This is a genomic window from Streptomyces sp. NPDC057950 (genome assembly GCF_042887295.1).
Taxonomy (GTDB): Bacteria; Actinomycetota; Actinomycetes; order Streptomycetales; family Streptomycetaceae; genus Streptomyces; species Streptomyces kaempferi.
Genome location: NZ_JBHVPP010000008.1, coordinates 56,168 through 80,135, shown reverse-complemented (window position 1 = coordinate 80,135; position 23,968 = coordinate 56,168). Strand labels below are relative to the sequence as shown.

The window sequence follows — 23,968 nt, the reverse complement described above, 5'->3', positions numbered from 1 at the left end:
GGACCGCCATGGCGGGGGAGCGGACACGGGCGGGCCGGTGGCCCCGGCCTCGCCGGGGACACCGGCCCGCCCGCCTCACCTCCCGCCGGGAACGCCACCCCCGCCGGTCCGCCCGTGGACGTGCAGGCGCTCCAGCCAGGCCGGGTCCCGCACCACGGCCGCGTGTTCCTGCGCCAGGCACAGATAGACGTCCCGGCCCCCGTCCTCGGCGGGCGTCGGCGCGATGTGCACCGTCGGCACCGGAAGGTCCGGGAACTCGTACCAGAACGGTTTTCCGCCGCCCAGGTCGATGCGGTACAGCGGGAACTGCGACCAGTTGTTGACGGACAGCGCCGTCTCGAAGACGTCCGGCGCCCGGACCGACATGACGTGCCGTGACACCCCCGCCCCGCGATAGGAGTTGAGGAAGGCGATCTCGTCACGGATCTTCTCGGCGGTGTTGGCGTCCAGACAGGCCCGGACGTCCTGGGCGACACGGCCCAGCGGACGCTCGCGCAGCGCCGCCGCCGGGGTGGTGGTCCAGCTGTTGCTGACGCAGTTGCCCCAGTAACCGGCGGGCAGCGCGTCGCCGAGCCGGGACTGCACGCTGACGATCATGCCGAGCCACTCGGCCGCCTCGTCGGGCCGGCCGCGCAGCTCGCCGAGCACCTGCCAGATGTGCGCGCTCAGCACGTCGTTGGTGGAGACCCAGGAACCCTCGCCGGTCAGCTGCCGCTGCGCGGCGTTCTTCATCGCGGCGAGTTCGGCGGCCTCGAAACGGGTGGCGACGGTCGCGAGTTTGTGCAGGCCGACCTTGAGGTTCGTCTTCAGCAGGCGCAGCCGGGAGACCCCGATGAACGCGCGCGAGGCCACCGTCGCGGGGTCCGCGGACTCCCGGCCCAGCGCGTCCATGACGTCACGGTCGTGGGACGGCTCCGGAGAGGCCAGCCCGTGGTGCTCGCGCGACCAGCTCTCGAGGAACGCGAGGGTGTTCCCGCCGTCCGCGAGACTGTGGTTGATCGTCACGCCCAGGATCGAGCCGCCGCCGCGCATCTGCGTCAGCCGGATCTTCAGCAGCGGGGTGTCCCGGTCGACGACACGGAAGGCGCTGACCTCCCGCAGCAGACCGCCGATCACCGGCTCGGTGCGCAGGCCGGGCCCGTACTCCCGCATGGACTCCGACGACACCGCCTCGGTGAAGCGGACCCCCGCGTCGTTGCAGAGCACACTCAGGCCGCCGTCCCGGTCTCGGGTGAGACGCCCGGCCAGCGGCGGGTAGCCGCGCAGCGTACGCGCCAGGGACGCGCGCAGTTCCGCGCCGTCCAGCGTGTTCCGGTAGAAGAACGTCATCGGCGTGTACCAGGGGCCGGTCAGCAGGTCGTAACCGCTCAGCCGGACCCGGCCGCCGCCGGCCGTGCCGGCGCGGACCAGGAAGGTCCGCTCCTCCCGGCTCTCCACGGTGTGGCGGAAGGCCGACACGGGCGCCTTGCCCTTCCCGCCCTTCGCCCTTCCCGCCCTACGCGTCCTGGCGGTCGCGCTCGTCGCGCTCGTCGCGCTCGTCGTGTCCGTCGTGCTCGTCGTGTCCGTCCTCGTCGTCTTCTCCGTGCCGGGCGTGCCGGGTATGCCGGGGGTGCCGGTCGGGTCGGGGGTGCCGGGCGTGCCGGGCGTGCCGGTCGGGTCGGGCGTGTCCGTCGGGTTGGTCGTGTTCGCTGTCACGGTGGTCCTCCTCGCGGCCGATCAGTCCCAGGCGACGAGCAGGCTGTCGACCCCGTAGTGCACGGCACGGTCGCGCAGCGGCACCTGGTCCGCGGGCGTGGCCAGCCGCAGCTTCGGGAAACGCTCGAACAGTGTGCGCAGACCGATCCTGAGGGTGGCGCGGGCCAGATGCTGGCCCAGGCACTGGTGCGCCCCGAAGCCGAGCGCCAGGTGCTTGCGCGGGATACGGGTGACGTCGAGGGAGTCGGGGTCGGTGAAGACCGAGGGGTCACGGTTGGCGGCGGGCAGCGACAGGACGACGGTCTGCCCGGCCTTGATGGTGACGCCCTCGATCTCGACGTCCTCCAGCGCGCAACGGCTGGACCCCATCTGCGAGATGGTCAGGTACCGCATCAACTCGTCGACAGCACCGGCCTCGTACAGCTCGGGGCGGCTGCGCAGCAGCGCCAGCTGCTCCGGCTGCTCCAGCAGCGCGAACGTGCTCAGGGCCAGCATGTTGGGCGTCGTGTCGAGGGAGCCGCCCAGGGTGAGGACCGCGAGGTTGACCATCTCCTCCTCGGTCAGCTCCCCGGTGGAGGCCAGCTGTCCGAAGAGGTCGTCGCCCTGTTCCCTCATCCGCTCACGGACCATGGGCCGCAGCGCCGCGTCCATGGACTCGACGTGATGGATGAACTCTTCCAGCGTGTACGTCAGCGTCATCATCGCCGAGAAGTGCTTCGAGATGACCGCCATCAGCTCGGCGGAGGCCCCCATCAGGGACTGCACCGTGCGCACGCTCACCACCTCGGCGAACGACGTCAGCAGGTCGGCCTGCGAGCCCTGCGCCGCCATCTCGTCGAGGGTCTCGCCGATGATGCGGGTCAGCTCGGGCTCGAACTGCTGGATCCGGCGGACCGTGAAGTGCCCGGCCAGCAGACGGCGGTACTTGGAGTGCTCGGGCGCGTCCGTCTTCGCGAACGAACCCGGCGGGGAGGGCTGGGGGTTGTACTCGTCCATCGGGAACGGCGGCGCGACCACGTGCGCCAGCAGCTCGTTGCGGTGGCTGAAGCGGTTGTCGGCCAGGATCTGCCGCACCAGGTCGTGCCGGGTGACCAGCCAGCCCGAGGTGTCCGCCGGGGCCACCTGGAAGGTGATGGGGCTGATGGGGTTCTCCGCGCGCAGGCGGGCGTACGCCGCCGGCGGATCGAACGGGCATTTTCCCCGGTCCGCCGGGATGACGGGTGCGTCGGGCCGTGTCTTCATGGTCACTCCGTTGGTGAGCCGGCTACGCCGTCGGGTGTCGTGGGGCGAGAGCTGGTGGGGTGTCAGGCACGCTTGACGGCCAGCGGCAGGTGTCGGGCGCCGAAGACGTTGGTGCCGTGGTAGGTCAGCCGCGCGTCGGGGTCGACCTCGATCCGGGCGAACCGGTCGAGGAGCGCGTTCAGGGCGACACGCCCCTCCAGCCGGGCCAGCGGCGCCCCGATGCAGTAGTGGATGCCGTGGCCGAAGGCGGCCTGGCGGGAGTTGGAGCGGTCCGGGCGGAAGGCGGCCGCGTCCTCGAAGACCTCCTCGTCCAGGTTGGCCGACAACAGCCACAGATGCACCAGGGTGTTGGGGGCGAGGCTCGTCCCGTGGAACTCGGTCACGGCCGTGGTGACCCGCTCGATCCGCGTGAACGGCGGACGCAGCCGCAGGGTCTCCTCGATCACGGCCGGCACCAATGACCGGTCCTCACGGACCCGTTCGAACAGTTCCGGCTCCCCGTCCAGGCACATCAGCGTGTTGCCCAGCAGCACCGAGGTGGTGACATGCCCCGCGAGCAGCAGCAGGGTCGCGAAACTCGCGATGTCCTCGTCGTCCAGACGCTCGCCGTCGAGCTCCGCGTGCACCAAGGTGCCCAGCAGGTCGTCCTGCCGCTCCCGGCGCCGCTCGTCGATGAAGCCCTGCAGGTACGCCGAGATGGTGGTGCCGGTCTCCTCCATCCACTGCACGCTCGCCTGATCCTCCGGGTCCGTCGACAGGAGCTGGTCCGCCCACCCCTGGAACAGATCCCGGTCGGCCGTCGGCACGCCGAGCATCCGCGCGATCACCGTGACCGGCAGCGGGTTGGCGAGCACGTCCACCAGGTCGAAGCGGTCATCGCCGGCCGACTCCAGCAGCTCCGCGGTCAGTTCGGTGATCCACGGTTCGAGACCGGAGATCAGCCCCGGCGTGAAGGCGCGGCTGACCAGGCGGCGCATCTTGCCGTGCAGCGGCGGGTCCAGCAGCAGGAGGGTGCCGCGCGGAGCCTGGCGTTCACCGCCCGACAGACGGCCCACGGTGTCGGACGAGAACGTCGCCGGGTCCGCGAGGACACGCTGGACGTCCTCGTACCGGAAGAGGTGCACCTGGCCCGCCTCGTCACGCCAGACCGGGCACTCCTCGCGCATCCGCGCGAGCCAGGCGAGCAACGTCGTCCCGCCGTCCGGCTCCACCGAGGGAGCCTTGCCGATGCCGGGTCCCGGCGCCGGATCCGCCGCTTCCCGCGTCACACCGACGTCCGAGGTGCCTTCCTCCGCCACCAGTGGTTCCCCCTCTCGTGCGGCCCGGTCGCCGTCGCGGCCCGCGACGCGCCGAATCCGACCGGCGCCCCGACGGGCCCGGCTCTCGCGTCACTCCAGCACGCGGCGCCGGACCGGGGCCAGGAACGGCCGCGCAGTCTAGGGATTCACCGAGTACCGCCCGCCGGGCCCCGCGCGAGGGCACGGCGGCGGCCGCAATCTCTGGAGGAAATCCCAGACAGTGACGGCCCACGGCCGCAACACCTGTGCCCGCGGCCCAAGATGGGCACGCCCCGGCAGCGGGGCGCCACCCCCGTACCGCCCGACGCGGAAGGCCGGCATGGACATCGCGATCGACCAGGACAAGTGCATGGGAGCGGGTCAGTGCGTACTGATCGCGCCCGAGGTCTTCGACCAGGACGAGACCGACGGACGCGCCCTTCTCCTGATCGAGCGGCCGGGAGGCGACCACCACGAGGCGATCCGCGAAGCGCACGATTCCTGCCCGCTGGGTGCCATCACCCTCCAGGAGGACTGAGCGGGTCCGGCGGCCGGCCAGGTGACAGCGCCCGGCTCACCTTCCGCCGGGCCCTCTTCGATGTCCCGCGGCCCGGCCGCAGACCTTCTACGAACGAGAGGATGCCATGCGCGTTCTGTTCGCCGGCCTGTCGGAGAAGTCGCACCTGAACACCATGGTGCCGCTGGCCTGGGCCTTCGTCACGGCCGGGCACGACGTGCTGATGGCCAACTCTCCGTCGCTGACCCCCGCCATCACCGGGGTCGGTCTGGTGGCCGCCCCCGTGGGCAGCGACGACCACACCCTGCTGCACGCGGACATGGCCCTCGCCCGCGAGTCCCAGGACGCCGACGTCGCCAACTGGAGCCACCTCGGCCCCGGCCAGGTCGACTGGGCCACCCTGCGCGAACGCTACGAGATCAGCGTGCCCTGGGGCTTCGCCCGCTACAACGACCCCGTCATGGACGACATGGTGGCCCTCGCCCGCGACTGGCGGCCCGACCTCGTCATCCGCGACCCCATCGCCTACGCCGGCGCGGTCGCCGCACGCGCCTGCGGCGCGGCCCATGCCCGCCTGCTGTGGTGCGCCGACGTGTACGGGCAGGCCAGGAGCACCTTCGTCGACCTCGCCCGCGACGTCCCCGAGGCCGAGCGCACCGACCCGCTCGCCGAGTGGATCGACGAACGGGCCCGCACCTACGGCGTGTCCTGCGACGAGGAACTCCTCAACGGCCAGTTCACGATCGACACCCTGCCCCCGAGCCTGCGGCTGCCGAGCGAACTGCACCAGCTGCCCATGCGCTACATCCCCTACAACGGCCCCGCCGTGCAGTGGGACTGGCTGCGCGAGCGGCCCAAGTCGCCCCGGGTGTGCGTCACGCTCGGCCGCACCAACAGCGAGGCCTACGGCGGCGACTACGTCCCCCTCTACGACATCCTCAGGTCGCTGGGCGCCCTCGATGTCGACGTGGTCGCCGCGCTCATGCCCGAACAGGCCGAACAGCTCGGAGACCTGCCCCCCAACGTGCGCGCCGTCAGCGGGATCGCCCTGAACACGCTGCTGCCCACCTGCTCCGCCGTCATCCACCACGGCGGCTGGGGCTCCTTCGCGACCGCCCTCGTCAACGGCGTCCCGCAGCTCGCCCTGTCGACCAACGTCGCCGACCAGGAACTGCGCGGACGCGCGGTGGAGAAGGCCGGCGCCGGGATCTTCGTCCACCACAGCGACGTCGACGCCGGACAGGTCCTCGTGCACACCCGCATGCTCGTGGAGGAACCGTCGTTCGCGGCCGCCGCGGGACGGCTGCGGGACGAGTCCGCGGCCCTGCCCAGCCCGCGCGCCCTGGTCGGCCGACTGGAACAACTGGTCGCCGACCGCTGACACCGCCCCGAACGCACGCCCGGAACGCACGCCCGGAACGCACGCCCGGAACGCACGGCCCGAACGCACCGCCCCGAGCCCGCTGCCCCGTACAGACCGGCCCACCGGCCGGATTCGCGCACCACACCGCACACACGAGGAAGGAGGACGGCGTCAACCGCGACCCCGACGGGGTACCTGGCGCCGCAATCCCGATGAGTCAGACACGCATCCTGGTGACCGGCGGTGCCGGCTTCATCGGTTCCCACTACGTCCGCACCCTCCTCGGCCCCCTCGGCCCCGACGACGTCTCGGTGACCGTCCTGGACGCCTTCACCTACGCCGCCAAGCGGGCCAGCCTCGACGAGGTCGCCGACTCACCCCGCTTCCGGCTCGTCGTCGGCGACATCTGCGACCCGGACGTCGTCGGCCCCCTCATCGCCGAGCACGACCAGGTCGTCCACTTCGCGGCCGAGTCGCACGTCGACCGCTCGCTGTCCAGCTCCGCCGAGTTCGTCCGCACCAACGTCATGGGCACCCAGGTGCTCCTGGACGCCGCACTGCAGCACGGCATCGGCACCTTCGTGCACGTCTCCACCGACGAGGTCTACGGCTCCATCTCGACCGGCTCCTGCTCCGAGGAGCAGTCCGTGAACCCCAACTCGCCCTACGCCGCGTCCAAGGCGGCCAGCGACCTGCTCGCCCTGGTCTACCACCGCTCCCACGACCTGGACGTACGGGTGACCCGCTGCTCCAACAACTACGGCCACCACCAGTACCCCGAGAAGATCATCCCGCTCTTCGTCAGCCTCCTCCTGCAGGGCAGGAAGGTCCCGCTGTACGGCGACGGGATGAACGTGCGCGACTGGCTGCACATCGACGACCACGTCCGCGGCATCGAACTGGTCCGCACCCGGGGACGGGCCGGCGAGATCTACAACATCGGCGGCGGCACCGAGCTCGACAACCGCCGGCTCACCGAACGCCTCCTGGAAGCGTGCGGCGCGTCCTGGGACCAGGTCGAGTACGTCACCGACCGCAAGGGCCACGACCGCCGCTACTCGGTCGACTGGAGCAAGGCCCACACCGAACTGGGCTACAAACCGCAGAAGGACTTCACCGAGGGCCTCGCCGAGACCGTCGCCTGGTACCGCGGCAACCGTGACTGGTGGGAGCCCGCCGTCACCGAGGCCGACGGGCCCGCGACCGGGACCCCCGCATGCTGACCTTCCGCACCCTGGGACTGCTCGAGGTGACCCGGGACGGACGGCCCGTGACACCCACCGCACCGAAGGTCCGCCAGATGCTGGCGCTGCTGCTGGCCCGCCGCAACACCCTGGTGCCGATCTCCGCGATCGCCGGCGAACTGTGGGAGCGCACCCCGCCGCGCAGCGCCACCGCCACCGTCCAGACCTACGTCTACCAGCTGCGCAAACTCCTGCAGAGCGACGACGAGACGGCCGCCGGAACGGGACCGCTCGTCACCAGGGCCACCGGCTACATCCTGCGGGTGGCCCCCGGCGACTACGACGCCGAGGAGTTCGAACGGCTCACCGTCCAGGCACGGTCCGCGATCGAGGCCGGTGACGCCCGCACGGCCACCGAACGCCTCCAGGCCGCACTGGCCTGGTGGTCCGGCCAGCCGTTCGCCGACATCGGCCAGGGCCCCTGCCTCCAGGCGTACGCGCTGCGCCTGGAGGAGCTCCACATGCACGCCCTGGAGCTGCGCATCACCGCGGGGCTCGGACTCGGCCAGCACCGCGAACTCGTCGCCGAACTCAAGGAACTGGCCAGCACCTACCCGCTCCACGAGTGGTTCCAGGGCGGCCTCATCATCGCGCTCCAGCGCTGCGGCCGCAGCAGCGAGGCCCTCCAGGTCTACCAGCGGCTGCGCCGGCTGCTCCGTGACGAACTGGGCCTGGAACCCTCCGCGGGACTGCAGCAGATCCGCCAGCACGTCCTCATGGACCAGGTCACCACCGCCGACCTCAGCCTGCTGCCGGGCTGACCAGGGAGCCGCCGGACGGGCTCACGCCCGCCCCGGCCCCTCCCTGCCCGGGTGCCCGCGCGGTGAGCTGCTCGGCGGGGCAGATCACCGGTTTCCCCGTGCCCGCGCGTCGGCGCGCCGCCGGCCCGCACGCGTCCCGGCGGCGCGGCTCAGACGGAGCACTCCGCCGCCTTCCACAGGTCCCGTACGGCATCCTCGGGCCCACGGCGGGGCGACCAGCCCAGCAGCTCGCGCGCCGCGGTGACGTCCACGCACATCCAGTCCGCGTCCGCGGCGGGCCGCACCGTACCGCCGGTGTCCTCGACCAGCCGCACCGCCCGCCCGCTCGCCGCGATCAGCCGGTCGACCACGGCACGCACATGCAGCGAGGTGCCACTGCCGATGTTCACCACCCTGCCCCGCGCCCGCGGCGTCCGCGTCGCGGCCACGACCGCCTCGGACGCGTCCTTGGCATCGACGAAGTCCCGGCTGCTGCGCAGCGGGGACAGCTGCACCGTGACGGGCTCACCCGGCGCCGGCCGGGCGAGCAGCTGCTGCGCCACCCGGCCCAGCAGGCTGTCGGGCGGGATCCCGGAACCGATGACGTTCGACAGCCGCAGCACCACCGCGTTCGTCCGGCCCTCCCGGGCGGAGCGCAGGACGGCCTGGCTGCCGAGCAGTTTCGACTGCCCGTAGTCCGTCGCCGGGCGGGTGGGGGAGTCCTCGGCGAGCAGGACGCCCGCCGGCTGCGGCGTGTACTCGTGCACCGAGCCCAGATGCACCAGCCGCGGCTGCCACGAGGCGGCGTCCAGCGCCGCCAGCAGCTGCTCCACGAGCAGCTGGTTGCCCTGCCGCATCACGCCGACCGACGACGACCAGGCCACGCCGGCCGCGTTGACGACGGCCACCGGACGCTCCGCGTCGATCAGCCGCGTCAGCGCGGCGGGCCCGTCCTCGACCAGGTCCATCGGGCAGAACTGCCACGAGGCCGGCGTCTTCGCGGCCTGCCGCGCGACGGCGAGGACCTCGTGACCGGCCGCCTCCAGGGCCGCGCCCGCGTGCCGGCCGACGAAACCGGTCGCGCCGAGGACGATCACCCGGCCGGACGATCCGTCCGGTGCTCCGGGCACTGCCTGCGTACCGACCAGCGACATGCCGCTCCCCCCTTTGGTCCGGATCGCCCCGCACCCGTACGTCGTCCCGGTGCGCCACGGCGGCGGACGTCGGTTTTGTGCGGTCACTGTGGCACCCGGCGATCGAGGACCCCTCCAGGACCGTTCGACTCGACCGTGCCCTGTGCGGCTCTTCAACGGTCCTCGACCGGCCCGCCCTATGGTGCTGCCACCATGAAGGTTCGAGAGATGGCTGTGCCGGACGCTTTCCACATCACACCGCACAAGATCGGCGATGTGCGCGGGAACTTCTACGAGTCGTTCCGCCACGACAGGCTGGCCGAGGAGATCGGCAGACCGGTGCCCCTCGTGCAGGTGAACTACTCGGTCTCCCGCAGGAGCACCCTGCGCGGGCTCCACGGCACCCTGCTGCCACCCGGCCAGGCGAAGGTCGTGTGCGTCGTACGCGGCGCGATCCTCGACATCGTCGTCGACGTGCGCCTCGGCTCGCCCACCTTCGGCACACACGAGGCGAACTGGATGAGCGCCGAGTCCGGCGACAGCGTCTTCGTCTCCGAAGGACTCGTGCACGGCTTCCTCGCCCTCACCGACGACACCTGCGTCTCCTACCTGTGCTCCACCGAGTTCGTCCCCGGCACCCAGGTCGACATCGACCCCCTCGACGCCGAACTGGACTTACCGTGGCAGCTGTCGGAGACCCCGCTGATGTCGGCCAAGGACTCCCGGGCCGTCTCCGTCGCCACCGCCCGCCGCACAGGTCTGCTGCCGCGCTACGAGGACTGCCTCGCCCACTACGCGGCGCTGCGCGGCACGTGACCGGTTCCCCGTCAGCGGGCCCGTCCCTCTCCCCGGCGGCCGCGGGCGCACCGTCCGAGGCCACCGCCGTACCGAAGGAACAGCCGATGCCGCACCGCACCGACCCCCGCCCGCTCCACTGCGCCGTCCTGCCCTTCGCGGACTTCGGGCACGTCGCTCCGAGCCTCGGCGTCGCCCGCGCGCTCATCGCCGCCGGCCACCGGGTGACCTACGTCGTGGACGAGCGGTACGCCGGCCTGGTCGAGGAGGCGGGCGCCCGTGCCGTCACCTACACCTCCGCGCGCGGCGAGTTCTACCGCGCCGCCGACCCGGCCCCCGGCCAACTGGCCGCGGAGGGCTACGCGTTGCTGGTGGACACCATCCGCACGGTGTTCCCCGCCGCCCTGACCGCCCTCGCCCAGGACCCCCCGGACGCCGTCCTCTACGACTTCGAGAACGTGGCCGCCGGACGGGTCGCCGCCCGGGTCCTCGACGCCCTGCCGGTGCAGATGTTCCCCAGCCACGCGGCGAACGAGACCTTCTCCCTGCGCGCCCAGATGTGGGACCGGGCCGACCCGGTCATGGCCAAGGGCGCCGGCGTCCTCATCGAGTTCATGGGCGAACACGGCATCGGCCTCGACGAGATGAGCCGCTACGGCACCGAGTGGGACGAGCACAACCTCGTCTTCCTGCCGCGGGACTTCCAGATCGAGGGCGACACCTTCGACGACCGCTTCGCGTTCGTGGGCCCCATGGTCACCGAGGCCCCGGCCGGCCTCTGGTCGCCGCCGGCGGACGGCCGGCGCACCGCGCTGGTGTCCCTGGGAACCGAGTCGGGCGACCGCGGCGACTTCTTCCGCACCTGCGCCCAGGCCTTCGACCCGGCCTCCTGGCACGTCGTGATGACACTCGGACACGGCGCCGACCGCGCACAGCTGGGACCGCTGCCCCCGCACGTCGAGGTCCACGAGTGGCTGCCGCACCCGGCCGTGCTGCCGCACGCGGACGTCCTCGTCTGCCACGCCGGCATGGGCAGCCTCATGGAGGCCCTGTACTTCGCCACGCCCGTGGTGGCCATCCCCCGCGCCCACGAACTCGGCCTCAGCGCACGGCGGCTGGAGGAATGCGGGGTCGGCCGCACCCTGTCGCGGACCGGCCTCGACGCCGAGGTCCTCGCCCGCACCGTGAACGGGCTGCTGGCCGAACCACGCACCCCCGCCGCCCTGCGGCGGATGCGCGCCGCGGTCCGCGCCGCCGGCGGTGCCGCCCGCGCCGCCGACACCCTTCAGGGCTGGGCCGCGCAGCACCGCCGGCACCGCACCGGCCGGCCGGCCGACATCAGTGGGGCAGCGTGACGAACTCGCTCACCGTCGAGATGCTGTAGTCGATCATCTCGTCCGTCAGGCCGGGGAACACACCGATCCAGAACGTGCTCTCGGTGGTGATGTCGCTGTTGGTCAGCGGACCGCTGACCCGGAACTCCCGCCCCTCGTACGCCGGGTGACGGGTGAGATTGCCCGCGAAGAAGCGCCGGGTGGCCACCTTGCTGTACTCCAGGTGGTCGATGAGCGCCCCCGGCGCGAACGGGGCCCCCGGCACGACGGTGATGGCGAAACCGAACCAGCTCGGGTCGCTGCCCGGCGTCGCCTCCGGCAGGATCAGGTGCGGAAGACCGTCCAGGCCCTCCCGCAGCCGCGCCCAGTTGCGGCGCCTGGCCTTGCCGAACTCGTCGATGTGCGACAGCTGCTGCAGCCCGAGGGCCGCCTGCACGTCGGTCGACTTCAGGTTGTAGCCCACGTGGGAGAAGATGTACTTGTGGTCGTAGCCGGCCGGCAGCGTCCCCATCTGGTGCTCGAACCGCTTGAAGCAGCGGTTGTCCTCGGCCGGCTCGCACCAGCAGTCCCGGCCCCAGTCACGCATGGACTCCACGATGCGGGCCAGCGCCAGGTTGTCCGTCAGGACCACCCCGCCCTCACCCATCGTGATGTGGTGCGCCGGATAGAAGCTCTCGGTCGCCAGGTCACCGAACGTGCCGGTGAGACGGCCCTTGTACGTACTGCCCAGCGCGTCGCAGTTGTCCTCGATGAGGAACAGACCGTGGTCGTCGGCGATCTGCGCGATCTCCTCGACGGCGTACGGGTTGCCGAGCGCGTGCGCCACCATGATCGCCCGCGTGCGCGGCCCGATCGCCTGCTCGATGCGCTCCGGCGTCGGGTTGTAGGTGCCGATCTCGATGTCGGTGAAGACCGGCACCAGACCGTTCTGGAGGATCGGGTTGACGGTCGTCGGGAACCCGGCGGCCACGGTGACCACCTCGTCGCCCGGCACCAGACGGCTGTCCTCCAGCTGGGGCGAGGTGAGCGAGCTGAGGGCCAGCAGGTTCGCCGACGAACCGGAGTTCGTCAGATGCGCCTTGCGCAGGCCGAAGTACTTGGCCAGCGCGCGTTCCAGCTTGCGCGAGCTCGGTCCGGCGGCGATCCGCAGGTCCAGGGCCGCCTCGACCATCGCGACACGGTCCTCCTCGTCGAGGACGGCACCGGAGGCCATGACGGACGTGATACCCGGCACGAATCCCGAGGACGCGTTACTGCGGTGGTACTCGCGTACCAGGTCGAGGATCTCTGTCTTGTCGTTGCCCATCGGCTGGTGGCCTTCCTGTGGCTGCCGGCGGGGACGGAGCCGTGGCCTCGACGGCAGGAAGTGCGAGCGGGGTCCCCGGACCGGGCTTGTGCCGTCCGGGAAGCCCAGCCCAACACACCGCGCACCGGCGTGCCCAGCGCTGCCGGAGAAGTCTAAGAGTTATCCCGTAATGTGACTCGGCTCGTGTGCCGACGGCCAGTGGTCTCGTTTACGCGACGTTGAGCTTCAGTTCGTGCGGTGCGGTGACGGCATGGTTGATGGCGTTGGTGCGACGACACTGCGAGGGATCTGACGGCCTTTGAGGTGCACGGTGGCGTGCTCAGCTATGGCGCGCCGTAGCCGGAACCGTTTGTAGTTCCGGTCTTTGATGATCCGGCCGTCCGCGGCGCGGTGACGTGATCTGGTGTGCAGGTCCTGCGCCTGCGGACCCGGAGTTCCCTGCTGGCGCAGTGGGCCAGAGCCAGCACATGCGTGCAGCGTAGAACCCCGCCCGGTGCGTTGTCGTGATCCCGTTGTCGGCGGTCCGTTGTAGCTTTGGCCTTCCTTGTCGGAGCCGCCAAGTTCCAGACTGAATGCCGTTGTTGCCGTGAACGAAAGGAGGTATGCCGTGAGCACTATGCTGCTCGGCGCGGCACCAACTTCCGACGGAGCCTTTCCCCGCAAGGTCCGGGGGAAGAACAAGGGCACGCGGTGGACGCGTGGTGAGGACACCGAACTCGCGGTCGTCCGACTCCCGCTGGACGTGAGCCGGCCCGAGGGTCGACACCGTGTGGTGCAGTTGTTCTCGGCGATGTGGTCGGTGAAGCGTGCCCTGCAGCGCGACGCACGGGATGCCGTTGATGCGTACTGGGCCGGCGATGTCCGCCGGGAGGCTGACGCGAGAGCGTGGCGGGCTGAGCTCGGCCTCTCGCGGGAAGGCATGGAACGTCGCGGGTACCGTCACATGGAACGCTCCCGATACCTTGGGCATCATGTAACGAAGGCCCTGGTGATGCATCAAGCGGACGAAGTGTGGCAAGGCGTCAGCAGGCACCTGTTTCTGGACGCGTCCGGCCGCCGGGCCGGGCGTCCGAGGACCGGCGTGTGGTGGGAGTACAGCCGCATCCCGGGCCGGGCCCGCTCTCACACTACGGCGAGGAAGTGGGAGACGTTCCGCCTCCATGGCACCCTGGCCGGGCACCTGGACACTTACCGGCACCGGAACCTCGACCAGGCCGTCATCACGCCAGAACAGGCGGCCGGGCTGATGCCAACGACGAGTGTTCTCGCGCAGCCGCGGCGAATGCCCGTGCCTGTCCGGCCCTCGGGGGCCGTTACTGGTGAAGTCACCGCGAAGGGCCGGCTGAAGACGCGGGCCGCGACCTGGTGGGACCATATCGGACCTCTCGTCCTCGTGTTCACGGGAGGCGTCGACTCGGTGCGCGGTGACATCGTTCTTCCAGTCCGGCTGCCTGCGGGTGCCGGCCGCTGGCCACGTCTGCTGCACTTCCTCGGAAATCCGGAAGCGTGGCACAAGGTCGACTTAGTCCGTCGCCGCGACGCATCCGCGCCGGGCGGGTGGGCGTACGAAGCGCACCTGATGATCATGTCCGGCGGATACGCGTCACCAGCCGCCCAGGCGCGAAGGGCCGCCGCGGTGAGCCTCAAGCGAGTCGGCGGGATCGATAGCAACGTCACCAACCTCTCCATCGTCTCCCTCCCTGACACCTTCGACCCCGCAGACGCAGATGTGCACGCGACCCGCGTCATGCTTACCCCTGACGAGCGGGCTGAGCTCGAGAAAGCCCGCCGCAAGGAACGCGGCCGCAAGCGTGCCCTCGACCGGTCCCGGCGCGCCACCAACCCCGGCCAGTTCAGCCCGTCGAAACGCCAGCAAGACAGGGCAGTGCGACGTGGCGCCGCCGGGCTCCCGGGACGGCACGTCGAGACACCTGGGGGCGCTCGGGCGGCGAACAGGGCCGGCGTGCCGGAGCAGGCCTACCGCCGGGATACTCTCTCAGCCGGCTACCGCCTGGGCAGGGCCCGGCTCGCCGAAACCGCCGCGACCGCGGCCGTGGCGAAAGACCACCGTGCCCGACGCATCGCCGAACAGATTGTCGCCGGTCACGGCGCCAACCTGGTCGTCGAGGACTGCGACATCCGCACCTGGTACCGGCTGTGGGGCAAAGCCCTGCAGGCCACCACCCCCGGCAGACTCATCACCGCGATCGACCGTGAATGCGAGAGGGCTGGCGGCCGCCTCCTGCGGGCATCAACGTTCACCACCAGGCTGTCCCAGCGATGCCTGTGTGGCGCCGACGTGCGGAAAACCCTGGCCGACCGGATCCACACCTGCCCGATGTGCGGCTTCACCGCAGACCGGGACATGGTCTCCGCCGCGCTTGCCGCGCATGTCCGGCTCACCGACCCCAACGACCCCAGCACTGCGGGCCTGGACACTGTCCAGGCCCGCACCACACAAATACTGTTCTCACCAGGGCTGCAAGAAGCCCTGTCGAGTCAACCGCAGCGCGGTGCCCTCCTCACCCGGGGCGTACCCACGCGGCAGCCCGCACGACCGAGATCCCCCGGCCGCAGGCCTCTGCTCGACACAACACCCCCGACCCGGACCGGCCCACCCCGAATGAGACCCGACCCGCAACCATGCGGCCAAAGGCCCACGTCGGAACAGCCGCTCGCACAGGAGACGCCGCCAACAGCGGAAGTCCACCTGCACGAGAACCGGTTGGCGGGCATCCCAATACAGGATGACTCTTAGGGATCCACCAAAACCGGCTTCGCGCAAGGTTGTTGGGTGTCCGCGCGCCCACCGGGACGATCCACGGAAGAGGACTAGGGATTTCCTCGCCCGGTCCGCGGAACGCTGGAGTGTCAGGCCAACAGGCGCGCCCGCAGGCCGATTTCAGTGAGGCACAGTGACCAACTCTTCAGCTGCGTCCCGGACACGGCACCACACCGTCACCGTCCGGGCCGGCGCGGCGAGCGCGGAGCGCGTGCGCCTGGGTGTCTACGACCTCATGACCGGCACGTTCGCGACCCCGCGCACCTTCTACTACCGCCGGACGCTGGACACCGCGGCGCTGCGCGCCTCGCTGGCCGCGACCCTGCGGCACTACCCGCTGCTGACCGGACGGCTGGTCCGTGACGACGACCGCGGGCTCAGCGTCGTCTGCGAGGACGCGGGCGTCCCGTTCACCGAGAGCCACAGCGACCGGCCCATGCCCGCGTACGGACTCGGCCGCTCGGCCAAGGACGACATCGGCTCCTACGTCCACAAGGCCAGCGCGTTCCGGATCGTCGGGCACGACACCCCCCTGCTGACCGTGCGGGTCACCCATATGCGCGGCGGCGGTTCGGTCCTGGGCGTCGCGATCAACCACAGCATCGTCGACGGCGCGGGATACCTCGACTTCCTGCGGCACTGGTCGCGCGTCCACCACGGTGAGGAGCACCGTGCGGCGCCGTTCGCCCGCACGCTCCTGGACGGTGTCGCGGAGGGCGCCGCGCCGGACGCCGCCCGGCACAGCACCCAGTACGCCCTGGTGTCCGGACCGCAAAAGGCCCGCTTCATCCTCCGGGTCAACGCCGGTGCGCGGCGCGTGCGTACCATCACGCTGCGCTTCGCCGCCGACGAGGTGCGGGCGCTGAAGGAGCACGCCCGCGCCGGGCTCGCCGGCAGCGGCCTGCGGGTCTCCAGCGGCGACGCCCTCAGCGCCCACCTGTGGAAGGTCCTCGCCGAGCTGCGGGCGCGCCCCGACGACAGCGTGGAGCGGCTCGGCATGGTCGTCGGCCTGCGCTCCGCCCTGCGCGCGGCCCTGCCCGACGGATACTGGGGCAACGCCGTCAGCAACGTCACCCCGGCCCTGCCGGCCGGAGAACTGCGCGCCGCCTCCCTCGCCGACACTGGCGCGGCCGTCCGCCGGGCCGTCGACGGCGTCACCGCCGACCGGGTCCGCGACGAAGTCGCCTTCCTGCAGGCCCAGCGCGACGCCCGCCGCACCCACCTCGTCCTGAGCCGCATGGCCCTGGACGCCTTCGGGGGAACCGTCGCGGTCAACAACGTCAGCCGGCTGCCCGTCTACGAGATCGACTTCGGCGCGGGACGCCCGTTCTGGTTCGAGTTCCCCGCCAGCCCCGTGCCGTGGTCGCTGCTGATCACCCCCACGCCGCTGGACGACCACAGCCGGGACGTGCACTTCAGCGTCCCGCGCAGGGCCGCGCAGGCGCTGCTCGCACCGGAGTGGACCAAGCGGCTGCACGCGTACGCGCCCCACGCCTGAACCTCCTCCCCGGCCCGCCCCGAGGGAACGCGCGGGGGCCCGGCATCCCCGCGGATGCCGGGCCCCCGCGCGTTGCGGGAGGGCGCGTCGTGACGCGCTCTCCCCGACAGCCCTCAGAGGCCGACGGCGGTGCGCAGCGCGTTGACGCGGTCGGTGCGCTCCCAGGTGAAGTCGTCGCCCTCGCGGCCGAAGTGGCCGTAGGCGGCGGTCTGCGCGTAGATCGGGCGCAGCAGGTCGAGGTCGCGGATGATCGCGGCCGGGCGCAGGTCGAAGACCTCGTCGATGGCCTTCTCGATCCGGTCGACGTCGACCGTGTGGGTGCCGAAGGTCTCCACGAACAGGCCGACCGGCCGCGCCTTGCCGATGGCGTAGGCGACCTGGACCTCGCAGCGCGAGGCGAGACCCGCGGCGACGACGTTCTTGGCGACCCAGCGCATCGCGTACGCGGCCGAGCGGTCGACCTTGGAGGGGTCCTTGCCGGAGAAGGCGCCGCCGCCGTGGCGGGCCATGCCGCCGTACGTGTCGATGATGATCTTGCGGCCGGTCAGGCCGGCGTCGCCCATCGGGCCGCCGATCTCGAAGCGGCCGGTCGGGTTGACCAGCAGGCGGTAGCCCTCGGTGTCCAGCTTGATGCCGTTGTCCGCCAGCGCCCGCACCTCCGGCTCCACCACGAACTCCCGGATGTCGGGGGCGAGGAGGGAGTCCAGGTCGATGTCCGCGGAGTGCTGGGAGGACACGACGACGGTGTCCAGCCGGACCGCCCGGTCGCCGTCGTACTCGATGGTGACCTGCGTCTTTCCGTCGGGGCGCAGATAGGGAATCGTCCCGTTCTTGCGGACCTGCGACAGCCTGTGGGAGAGCCGGTGCGCCAGATGGATCGGCAGCGGCATCAGCTCCGGCGTCTCGTCCGTCGCGTAGCCGAACATCAGGCCCTGGTCGCCGGCGCCCTGCTGGTCCAGGTCGTCGCTCTCCCCGTTCCCGGCGCGCTTCTCGTACGCGGAGTCGACGCCCTGGGCGATGTCGGGGGACTGCGTGCCGATCGACGTGGACACCCCGCAGGACAGGCCGTCGAAGCCCTTGACGGAGGAGTCGTAGCCGATCTCCAGGATCTTGTCGCGGACGAGCTGGGCGATGGGCACGTAGGCCGTGGTCGCGACCTCGCCGGCTACGTGCACCAGACCGGTGGTGATCAGTGTTTCCACGGCCACGCGCGAGGTGGGGTCCTGGCGCAGCAGGGCGTCGAGAATGGTGTCGCTGATCTGGTCGGCGATCTTGTCGGGGTGTCCCTCTGTCACGGACTCCGAAGTGAACAGGCGATGAGACACAGCGCTCCCTTGGGTGCGGGGGCTGTCGGCGGTGCAGCCCTATGCGGCGTGGGGCGCTGACAGCGGGTGGACGGTGAAGGTGACGGACGTGCGGGTGCGGCGGGGCAGACGGCGGGGCGTGCGGGGTGCGGGGACGTGCTTGTCGACCCAGCCGGCCAGGATCCCGGCGGCGTGGTCGAGGGCCTCGGGCCAGGTGGTGCGTGCGTCCTCGTCGGCGCTGTCGCTGACGAACTTGACGAGGCGTACGGGGATGCCGAGGTGCTGTGCCACGGTGGCGACGGCGTACCCCTCCATGTCGACGAGGTCGGCTTCGAGGGCGAGCCGTTCACGGACGGCGGAGTCCGTGACGAAGGTGTCCCCGGTCGCCAGGGTGGGCCCGCGGCCCGCGCCGACGGTGAGGGGAGCACCGTAGACGTGGCCGCTGATCCTGTGCAGAAGGGCCGTGTCGAGGTCGTGCTGGACGACCCGGGAGATCTCGTGGAGGCCCGACAGGCCCTCCTTCAGCGCCCCGGCCGTGCCCAGGTTGACGATCTCGCCGGGGCGCTCGCCCCGGGACAGGGCGAGGGCGAGGGCCGCCGCCGCGTTGACCTTTCCCATCCCGGTGACCAGGAGGGGGAACCGGCCGTCCAGGCGGGCGGCCTCCTCCTCCACGGCCGCGACGATCAGCGGCCGGTCGGAGCGGATCTCACCGAGGAGGCGGGGGCACAACGCGTGGTCGGTGACCGGGTGAAGGGACACGGCGCTTCCTGCCTTTCGCAAGTGTCAGCCCACCGGGCGTTCGGCGTCGAAGTCGTCGAGGTAGGCCCGCTTCGCGGCGGTGTCACGCGCCGATCGCAGATAGCGCGACCAGGCACGCCGCTCGTGCCCGGTCACGTCCAGTTCGACGACGTCCTGGGCGGCGAGCTGCAGGCCGGGCTCCTGCTCGTAGGGCCGGAAGCCGCCGCCGGTGTCGGCGTAGATCGCCTGGACCAGCTCGTTGCGGTCCCGCCACACGCAGACCTGCATGAAGTGGTTCTCGCCGCAGCGGTGCAGCAGCACGTAGCCGAACTCCTTGCGGAACGCCAGCCGTCCGGCCGCCTCCTCGGCCCGCAGGAACACCCGCGCCCGGTCGCTCACCGCGGGCGTCGCCTCCTGTTCCGCGCCGCGGATGTCGTACCACTTCAGGTAGGCGCCCGGCAGCACCAGGTGCCCTCCGGGACGGCTGCGGTGCAGCGTGTGCGACCAGCCGGCGTACTCGGCGTATCCGGTGAGGTCGTCGACGATTCCTGCCGCTGCCGACACAGCGATCTCCGTTCCTGTGGGTGCGGGTGCGGGTGCGGGTGCGGGTGCGTGGGTGTGGGCGGTCCGGTGCGGCCGCCCGGCGGGGGAGACCGGGTGGGGCCGCACCGGACGCCGTCTCAGACCGTCGCGGTCGCGGCCTCGTCGGCCAGCGATCCGGAGACGGTGGTGTGCGCGCTCGCGAACAGCTGCGGGTGCGCCTGCTGGATCCCGCCGACCACCAGGTCGTAGGGCACGTCGTCGAAGGAGCCGTGCTCGTGGATGAACTCCATGTGCTGCCGCCCGTCCTCGTCGAACGGGTGGTACAGGCTGTCGGTGCGGCCGTCGAAGTCCAGCGGCTTGATCTTGTAGAGCCGGCAGAGAAGCTTGTTGAAGACCGGGGTCGCCTTCACCCACCGGTCGTCGAGGTTGACCACGGTCAGGCTGTGGAAACGGAACACGTCCCCGCCGACCAGCTCCCGCAGCCGCGGCGAGGCGAGGTGGTTGCGCACGTCGCCGTAGTAGACGCGGCTCGGGATGCCCACGGCACGCAGCGCGGCCGCGTACAGGATGGACTTGTGGACGCAGAACCCGAAGCCCTTCTCCAGCACGCCGGTCGCGCTCAGGCCGTGCCGGGTCAGATCGGCGCCGTACACCTCGTAGGTGATGCCGTCCCGGACGGCGTAGTAGAGGGCTGTCGCCTTCTGGGTCTGTGTCTCGCTCTCCTTCGCGCGGGCGAGGGTCTTGTCGACGAACGCGCGGACGGTGGGCGAGCGGTGGTCCAGGAACTCGGTCGCGGCCAGGGTGGCCGTCTCGGTGGCGGTGCCGGCCGCAGCGGCGGCACCGGTGGTCTCTGCCATGTTTCTCGGGATTCCTTCCAGATCCTCAGGCCTGCGCGGGCCTGAGCGGACGGTTCAGGCCCATGAGGGTGGCCAGACGCTGGCGTTGGATCTCCGAGGTGCCGGAGTAGATCCGCCCGCCCACGGCGTCCCGCAGGTCTTTCTCGACGCCGTACTCGCTGACGTAGCCGTAACCGCCGAAGACCTGGATCGCGTTCAGCGCGGAGCGCACGTTCGCCTCGCTCACCACCAGCTTGGTCATCGCGACGTCAGCGGCGGCGTCGGCCTTGGACTGCACCTTCTCGGCGGTGTCGTAGATCCACTTCTGCGAGGTCTCCAGGTCGATCCGCATCTCGACGATCATGTTGGCGACCGACTGGTTCGCGCCGATGACCGAGCCGAACTGGGTGCGGGTGCGGGCGTACTCCACGCACCGCTCCAGGCGCCGGCGCATCTCCCCGACGTTGATCCCGAAGCCGCACAGGATCTCCCACTTCATGACGTGGTCGAAGATGAGGAACCCGGCGCCCTTGCTGCCGACCACGTGGTCGCGGGGGACCCGGACGTCGTCCAGGAAGACCTCGGCCAGCGGTGAGGTGCGCAGCCCCATCTTCGAGATGGGGTTGCCGACCGACAGGCCCGGCGAGTCCCGGCGCACCAGGAACGCGGTGATCCCGGCCAGATCACCGGGCGCGCCGGTACGGGCGTAGACGACGATCACGTCGGCGATCGAGGCGTTGCTGATGAACGACTTGCTTCCGTTGAGGACGAAGTCGTCGCCGTCCAGGACGGCGGTGGTCTGCATCCCCATCACGTCCGAACCGCCGGAGGGCTCGGTGATGGCGTGCGCGCCGATCATCGTGCCGGCGCAGATCTCCGGCAGGTAGCGGGCCTTGAGCGCCGACGAACCGAACCGCTGGAGCGGGACACCGGTGCTGACCATGTGGGTGGAGACCGAGAAGTTCAGCCCGGAGTCCTGGCATCCGTGGCCGAGCTGCTCCAGCACGTGGACGGTGGTCAGCAGGTCCTTGCCGAGACCCCCGTGCCGGGGGTCGAACGGCAGCCCGAACAGGCCGACGTCCTTGAGTCGTTGCCAGCCGTCCCGGTCGAACGTGCCGGCCTGGTCGCGTTCCAGGTGGTCGGCGCCGAGCTTCGCGGCCACGGCGCCGATCGCCTCACGCAGTTCCTGCTGTTCCTCGCTCCAGCGCATCATGACGGGGGAGATTCCGATCCTCAGTACTGGGAGAAGGCTTCGTCGCTGAGCGCGTGGCTCTCGTCGCCCCTCAGCGGCGGGTTGAAGACGCTGACCAGCTCCATGTCCTGGTCGGGGGAGGCGATCAGGAAGTGGGCGTCGTGCTCGTCGAGGACGTACAGCACACCGGGGGTCAGGTCCTGCGCGACGCTGCCGTCGGCGGCCTCGACGCGGCCCGAGCCGGAGATGCAGTAGCACGCCTCGAGGTGGCGCCGGTACTGCAGCCGTGACTTCGTGCCCGCGCGGACGACCGTGTGGCAGATGCCGAAGCCCATGTTGTCCGCTTCGACCAGGAGGCGGTGACTCGGACCGCTTCCCCACTCGACCGGTGTGACCTGCGACTTCTCGCGAATGAACATGGTTTCCTTTCTTTCTCCTGGGTGGGGACGTGCGGGGGAGCGGGGGGTTACTCGGGAGCGGTGACGCCCGCGTAGCGGCGGACGACCTTCTCGACGGCCGAGACGGACCGGAAGTCGTCCGGGGAGATCTCCAGGTCGGCGAACGGGATGTCGAAGCGGTCACCCAGCCACTCGATGAGCCGCAGCAGATCCAGGCTGCTGATCACCCCGTTCTCCAGCAGGTCGTAGGACGGGTCCAGTTCCGAGACGGGGGTGCCGGGCAGGTACTCCGCCACGATGTGCGCGGTGATGTCGCGTTGGATGGTCATTCGATCTTCTCCATGAGGAGGCGACGGCTCACCTTGCCGGTGGGCCCGATCGGCAGTGGGTCGGTCATCAGATGGAAGGCGGCGGGAATGGCCGCCCGGTTGACCTTGGCGGCGCAGTAGCTGCGCAGCTGCAGTCCGGTCACCGCGTCGTCGCTGCGACGGACGAACGCGTGCAGTGCGCGTCCCGAGACGGCGTGCGGCACGGCCACCACGGCCGCCTCGGCGACCCCTCCGTGGCCCTGGAGGACCCGTTCGACCTCCTCCAGGTTGATCCGCACACCGCGCACCTTGACCTGCGAGTCGGTGCGGCCCACCAGGGCCAGTTCACCGCCGGCGGAGCGGGTGACGACGTCGCCGGTGCGGTACCAGACGCGGTCACCGCGCACGACGAACCGGTCCTTCGCCCCGGCCTCGCCGAGGTACCCGGCGGTCTGGAACGGCGTCGAGACCAGCAGTTCGCCGCTGCCGGCGCCCCGCAGCACCTCTCCGTCGGCCACCACGTCCACCAGTACGCCCGGCAGCGGACTGCCCAGGGGCAGCACCTCCCGGTCGGCCGCCTCGGCGGCGGAGAAGGTGTGGATCATGCTGTCGTTCGTCTCGGTGCAGCCGTACACGTTGTGCAGCCGCGCCGCCGGGAAGAGCCGGGCGAGTCCGGCCCGCACCGACCGCGGCACGTGATCACCCGTCAGCAGCAGCTCACGCACACCCGGGAACTCGGAGGCGGTACCCGCCTCGGTCAGCAGACGGAAGAACATCGGCACCGCCTGCACGACGTGCGGCCGGGTGCTCGCCAGCAGTTCGAGCAGGTACTTGGTGTCGACGGCCCGGTCGTGGTCGACCGGTACGACACAGCCGCCGTGCCGCAGGGTCCCCCAGACGTCCAGGAGAGTGAGGTCGAAGTTGAGCGGGGCGAAGTTCAGCACCCGGGTACCGGTGCCGAGCGCGAACGCGCTGCCCGCCCAGGAGGTGAAGGCGTCGACGCCGGCCCCGCCCAGCGGAACGAGCTTGGGGACGCCGGTGGAACCGGACGTCGTCAGCAGCAGGCTGGTGTCCTGGGGCAGCACCGGCCCGCCCTGCGCGTCGCCGGCCACCGGACGGTGCGTCAGACGCTCCTCGACGACACCCAGTACGGCCTGACAGCCGCTGCGTCCGACCAGCTCGGCCAGAAGTTCCCGGCCGAGTTCCGTGGAGGCCAGCAGCAGCGGCCGTCCGGCCCGCATGCAGGCCAGGACCGTGGCGATCGCCACGGTCGACTTCGACGCCTGGAGCGCGAGCGGGCGGCGGGTGTCGGGATACCGGCCGGCCAGTTCGGCACCGATCCGCTCCGCCGCCCCGACCAGTTCGGCATACGTGACGACCTCGTCCGGCCCGCCGCCGAACAGCAGCGCCGGATCGTCCGGGCTTTGCCTCGCACGCACTGCGACGTCCGCCGCCACCGATCTGGACATGACTCCCCATTGATCGAAAATCGATGGACCCGAGCATTCGAGTCCTCCGACCGGATATACCGTCACGAACATTCTGAGGGTGTCGCCCAGCCGATTTCTTCGGACTAGCGGCCTGGTTTTGTACCCGTTCTTTGGACCTGTATCAGGACCGGATTGTACGGGCGCGGTGAATAAACCGTGACAGGCGTCTCGGGCGCATTATCGCTGCCCTTTCCCGGAAAACAGAAAAACTCATCGGGACGGCACGGACCGTG

21 protein-coding genes are annotated in these 23,968 nt (G+C 71.0%); 8 read left to right on the top strand and 13 right to left on the bottom strand.

All coding sequences use genetic code 11. The features are described 5' to 3' along the window. Positions 1 to 75: 75 nt before the first annotated feature. From ACFVTC_RS15780 to ACFVTC_RS15770, 3 genes are all read right to left on the bottom strand, one after another. Positions 76 to 1,695, bottom strand: a complete 1,620-nt coding sequence (locus tag ACFVTC_RS15780) for an acyltransferase (RefSeq protein WP_390127193.1) — start codon at positions 1,693 to 1,695, stop codon at positions 76 to 78. Between the two features lie 21 nt (positions 1,696 to 1,716). Beyond that, entirely contained in the window at positions 1,717 to 2,937 is a 1,221-nt protein-coding gene (locus ACFVTC_RS15775) for a cytochrome P450 (protein WP_390127191.1), read from the bottom strand. 62 nt (positions 2,938 to 2,999) lie between these two features. Further along, the gene (locus ACFVTC_RS15770; RefSeq protein ID WP_390127188.1) at positions 3,000 to 4,235 is read right to left on the bottom strand and encodes a cytochrome P450; all 1,236 of its coding nucleotides are present in this window, start codon (positions 4,233 to 4,235) and stop codon (positions 3,000 to 3,002) included. 319 nt (positions 4,236 to 4,554) lie between these two features. Between ACFVTC_RS15770 and ACFVTC_RS15765 the strand changes: the two genes are divergently transcribed. From ACFVTC_RS15765 to ACFVTC_RS15750, 4 genes are all read left to right on the top strand, one after another. Beyond that, positions 4,555 to 4,752: a ferredoxin gene (locus tag ACFVTC_RS15765; protein WP_390127186.1), complete on the top strand. Its 198-nt coding sequence runs from the start codon at positions 4,555 to 4,557 to the stop codon at positions 4,750 to 4,752. Between the two features lie 106 nt (positions 4,753 to 4,858). Beyond that, the gene (locus ACFVTC_RS15760; protein ID WP_390127184.1) at positions 4,859 to 6,112 is read left to right on the top strand and encodes an activator-dependent family glycosyltransferase; all 1,254 of its coding nucleotides are present in this window, start codon (positions 4,859 to 4,861) and stop codon (positions 6,110 to 6,112) included. Positions 6,113 to 6,306: 194 nt separating this feature from the next. Continuing rightward, complete coding sequence (gene rfbB, locus ACFVTC_RS15755; RefSeq protein WP_390127182.1) at positions 6,307 to 7,317, top strand: dTDP-glucose 4,6-dehydratase; 1,011 nt, start codon at positions 6,307 to 6,309, stop codon at positions 7,315 to 7,317. Further along, positions 7,311 to 8,099 carry a BTAD domain-containing putative transcriptional regulator gene (locus ACFVTC_RS15750; RefSeq protein WP_390127181.1) on the top strand — a complete coding sequence of 263 codons (789 nt, stop codon included), beginning with the start codon at positions 7,311 to 7,313 and terminating at the stop codon, positions 8,097 to 8,099. The genes rfbB and ACFVTC_RS15750 overlap by 7 nt, the downstream gene beginning before the upstream one ends. Before the next feature lie 149 nt (positions 8,100 to 8,248). Here the strand turns inward: ACFVTC_RS15750 and ACFVTC_RS15745 are convergent, their stop codons facing one another. Further along, positions 8,249 to 9,232, bottom strand: a complete 984-nt coding sequence (locus ACFVTC_RS15745; RefSeq protein WP_390127179.1) for an NAD-dependent epimerase/dehydratase family protein — start codon at positions 9,230 to 9,232, stop codon at positions 8,249 to 8,251. A 207-nt stretch (positions 9,233 to 9,439) separates the two neighbouring features. Here ACFVTC_RS15745 and ACFVTC_RS15740 point away from each other — a divergent pair, with 207 nt between their 5' ends. Then, entirely contained in the window at positions 9,440 to 10,027 is a 588-nt protein-coding gene (locus ACFVTC_RS15740) for a dTDP-4-dehydrorhamnose 3,5-epimerase family protein (RefSeq protein ID WP_390127177.1), read from the top strand. An 86-nt stretch (positions 10,028 to 10,113) separates the two neighbouring features. After that, positions 10,114 to 11,361, top strand: a complete 1,248-nt coding sequence (locus tag ACFVTC_RS15735; RefSeq protein ID WP_390127175.1) for a macrolide family glycosyltransferase — start codon at positions 10,114 to 10,116, stop codon at positions 11,359 to 11,361. Here ACFVTC_RS15735 and rfbH read toward each other — a convergent pair. Next, positions 11,345 to 12,646, bottom strand: coding sequence for a lipopolysaccharide biosynthesis protein RfbH (rfbH, locus tag ACFVTC_RS15730; protein ID WP_390127173.1), 1,302 nt, complete (start codon positions 12,644 to 12,646; stop codon positions 11,345 to 11,347). The genes ACFVTC_RS15735 and rfbH overlap by 17 nt on opposite strands. 616 nt (positions 12,647 to 13,262) lie before the next feature. Between rfbH and ACFVTC_RS15725 the strand changes: the two genes are divergently transcribed. Together ACFVTC_RS15725 and ACFVTC_RS15720 are read left to right on the top strand one after the other, a co-directional pair. Next, positions 13,263 to 15,404, top strand: a complete 2,142-nt coding sequence (locus ACFVTC_RS15725; RefSeq protein WP_390127414.1) for a zinc ribbon domain-containing protein — start codon at positions 13,263 to 13,265, stop codon at positions 15,402 to 15,404. Positions 15,405 to 15,561: 157 nt separating this feature from the next. Continuing rightward, positions 15,562 to 16,926, top strand: a complete 1,365-nt coding sequence (locus tag ACFVTC_RS15720; protein ID WP_390127171.1) for an acyltransferase — start codon at positions 15,562 to 15,564, stop codon at positions 16,924 to 16,926. A gap of 113 nt (positions 16,927 to 17,039) precedes the next feature. Here ACFVTC_RS15720 and metK read toward each other — a convergent pair whose 3' ends face one another. The 8 genes from metK to ACFVTC_RS15680 all read right to left on the bottom strand — a co-directional run bounded on the left by metK (position 17,040) and on the right by ACFVTC_RS15680 (position 23,714). Then, positions 17,040 to 18,251: a methionine adenosyltransferase gene (gene metK, locus ACFVTC_RS15715; protein WP_390127170.1), complete on the bottom strand. Its 1,212-nt coding sequence runs from the start codon at positions 18,249 to 18,251 to the stop codon at positions 17,040 to 17,042. Positions 18,252 to 18,290: 39 nt separating this feature from the next. Further along, positions 18,291 to 18,989 (bottom strand): nucleosidase, encoded by a 699-nt coding sequence (locus tag ACFVTC_RS15710; RefSeq protein WP_390127168.1) that lies wholly within the window; start codon positions 18,987 to 18,989, stop codon positions 18,291 to 18,293. A gap of 24 nt (positions 18,990 to 19,013) precedes the next feature. Then, positions 19,014 to 19,532, bottom strand: coding sequence for a hypothetical protein (locus ACFVTC_RS15705; protein WP_390127166.1), 519 nt, complete (start codon positions 19,530 to 19,532; stop codon positions 19,014 to 19,016). 116 nt (positions 19,533 to 19,648) lie between these two features. Beyond that, positions 19,649 to 20,368 (bottom strand): transglutaminase family protein, encoded by a 720-nt coding sequence (locus tag ACFVTC_RS15700; RefSeq protein WP_390127164.1) that lies wholly within the window; start codon positions 20,366 to 20,368, stop codon positions 19,649 to 19,651. A 25-nt stretch (positions 20,369 to 20,393) separates the two neighbouring features. After that, positions 20,394 to 21,560, bottom strand: a complete 1,167-nt coding sequence (locus tag ACFVTC_RS15695) for an acyl-CoA dehydrogenase family protein (protein ID WP_390127162.1) — start codon at positions 21,558 to 21,560, stop codon at positions 20,394 to 20,396. Between the two features lie 20 nt (positions 21,561 to 21,580). Next, positions 21,581 to 21,958 carry an ectoine synthase gene (locus ACFVTC_RS15690; protein ID WP_148015058.1) on the bottom strand — a complete coding sequence of 126 codons (378 nt, stop codon included), beginning with the start codon at positions 21,956 to 21,958 and terminating at the stop codon, positions 21,581 to 21,583. Positions 21,959 to 22,005: 47 nt separating this feature from the next. Further along, positions 22,006 to 22,266 (bottom strand): acyl carrier protein, encoded by a 261-nt coding sequence (locus ACFVTC_RS15685; protein WP_390127160.1) that lies wholly within the window; start codon positions 22,264 to 22,266, stop codon positions 22,006 to 22,008. Continuing rightward, positions 22,263 to 23,714, bottom strand: coding sequence for an AMP-binding protein (locus ACFVTC_RS15680; RefSeq protein WP_390127158.1), 1,452 nt, complete (start codon positions 23,712 to 23,714; stop codon positions 22,263 to 22,265). The genes ACFVTC_RS15685 and ACFVTC_RS15680 overlap by 4 nt, the downstream gene beginning before the upstream one ends. Positions 23,715 to 23,968: the final 254 nt, after the last annotated feature.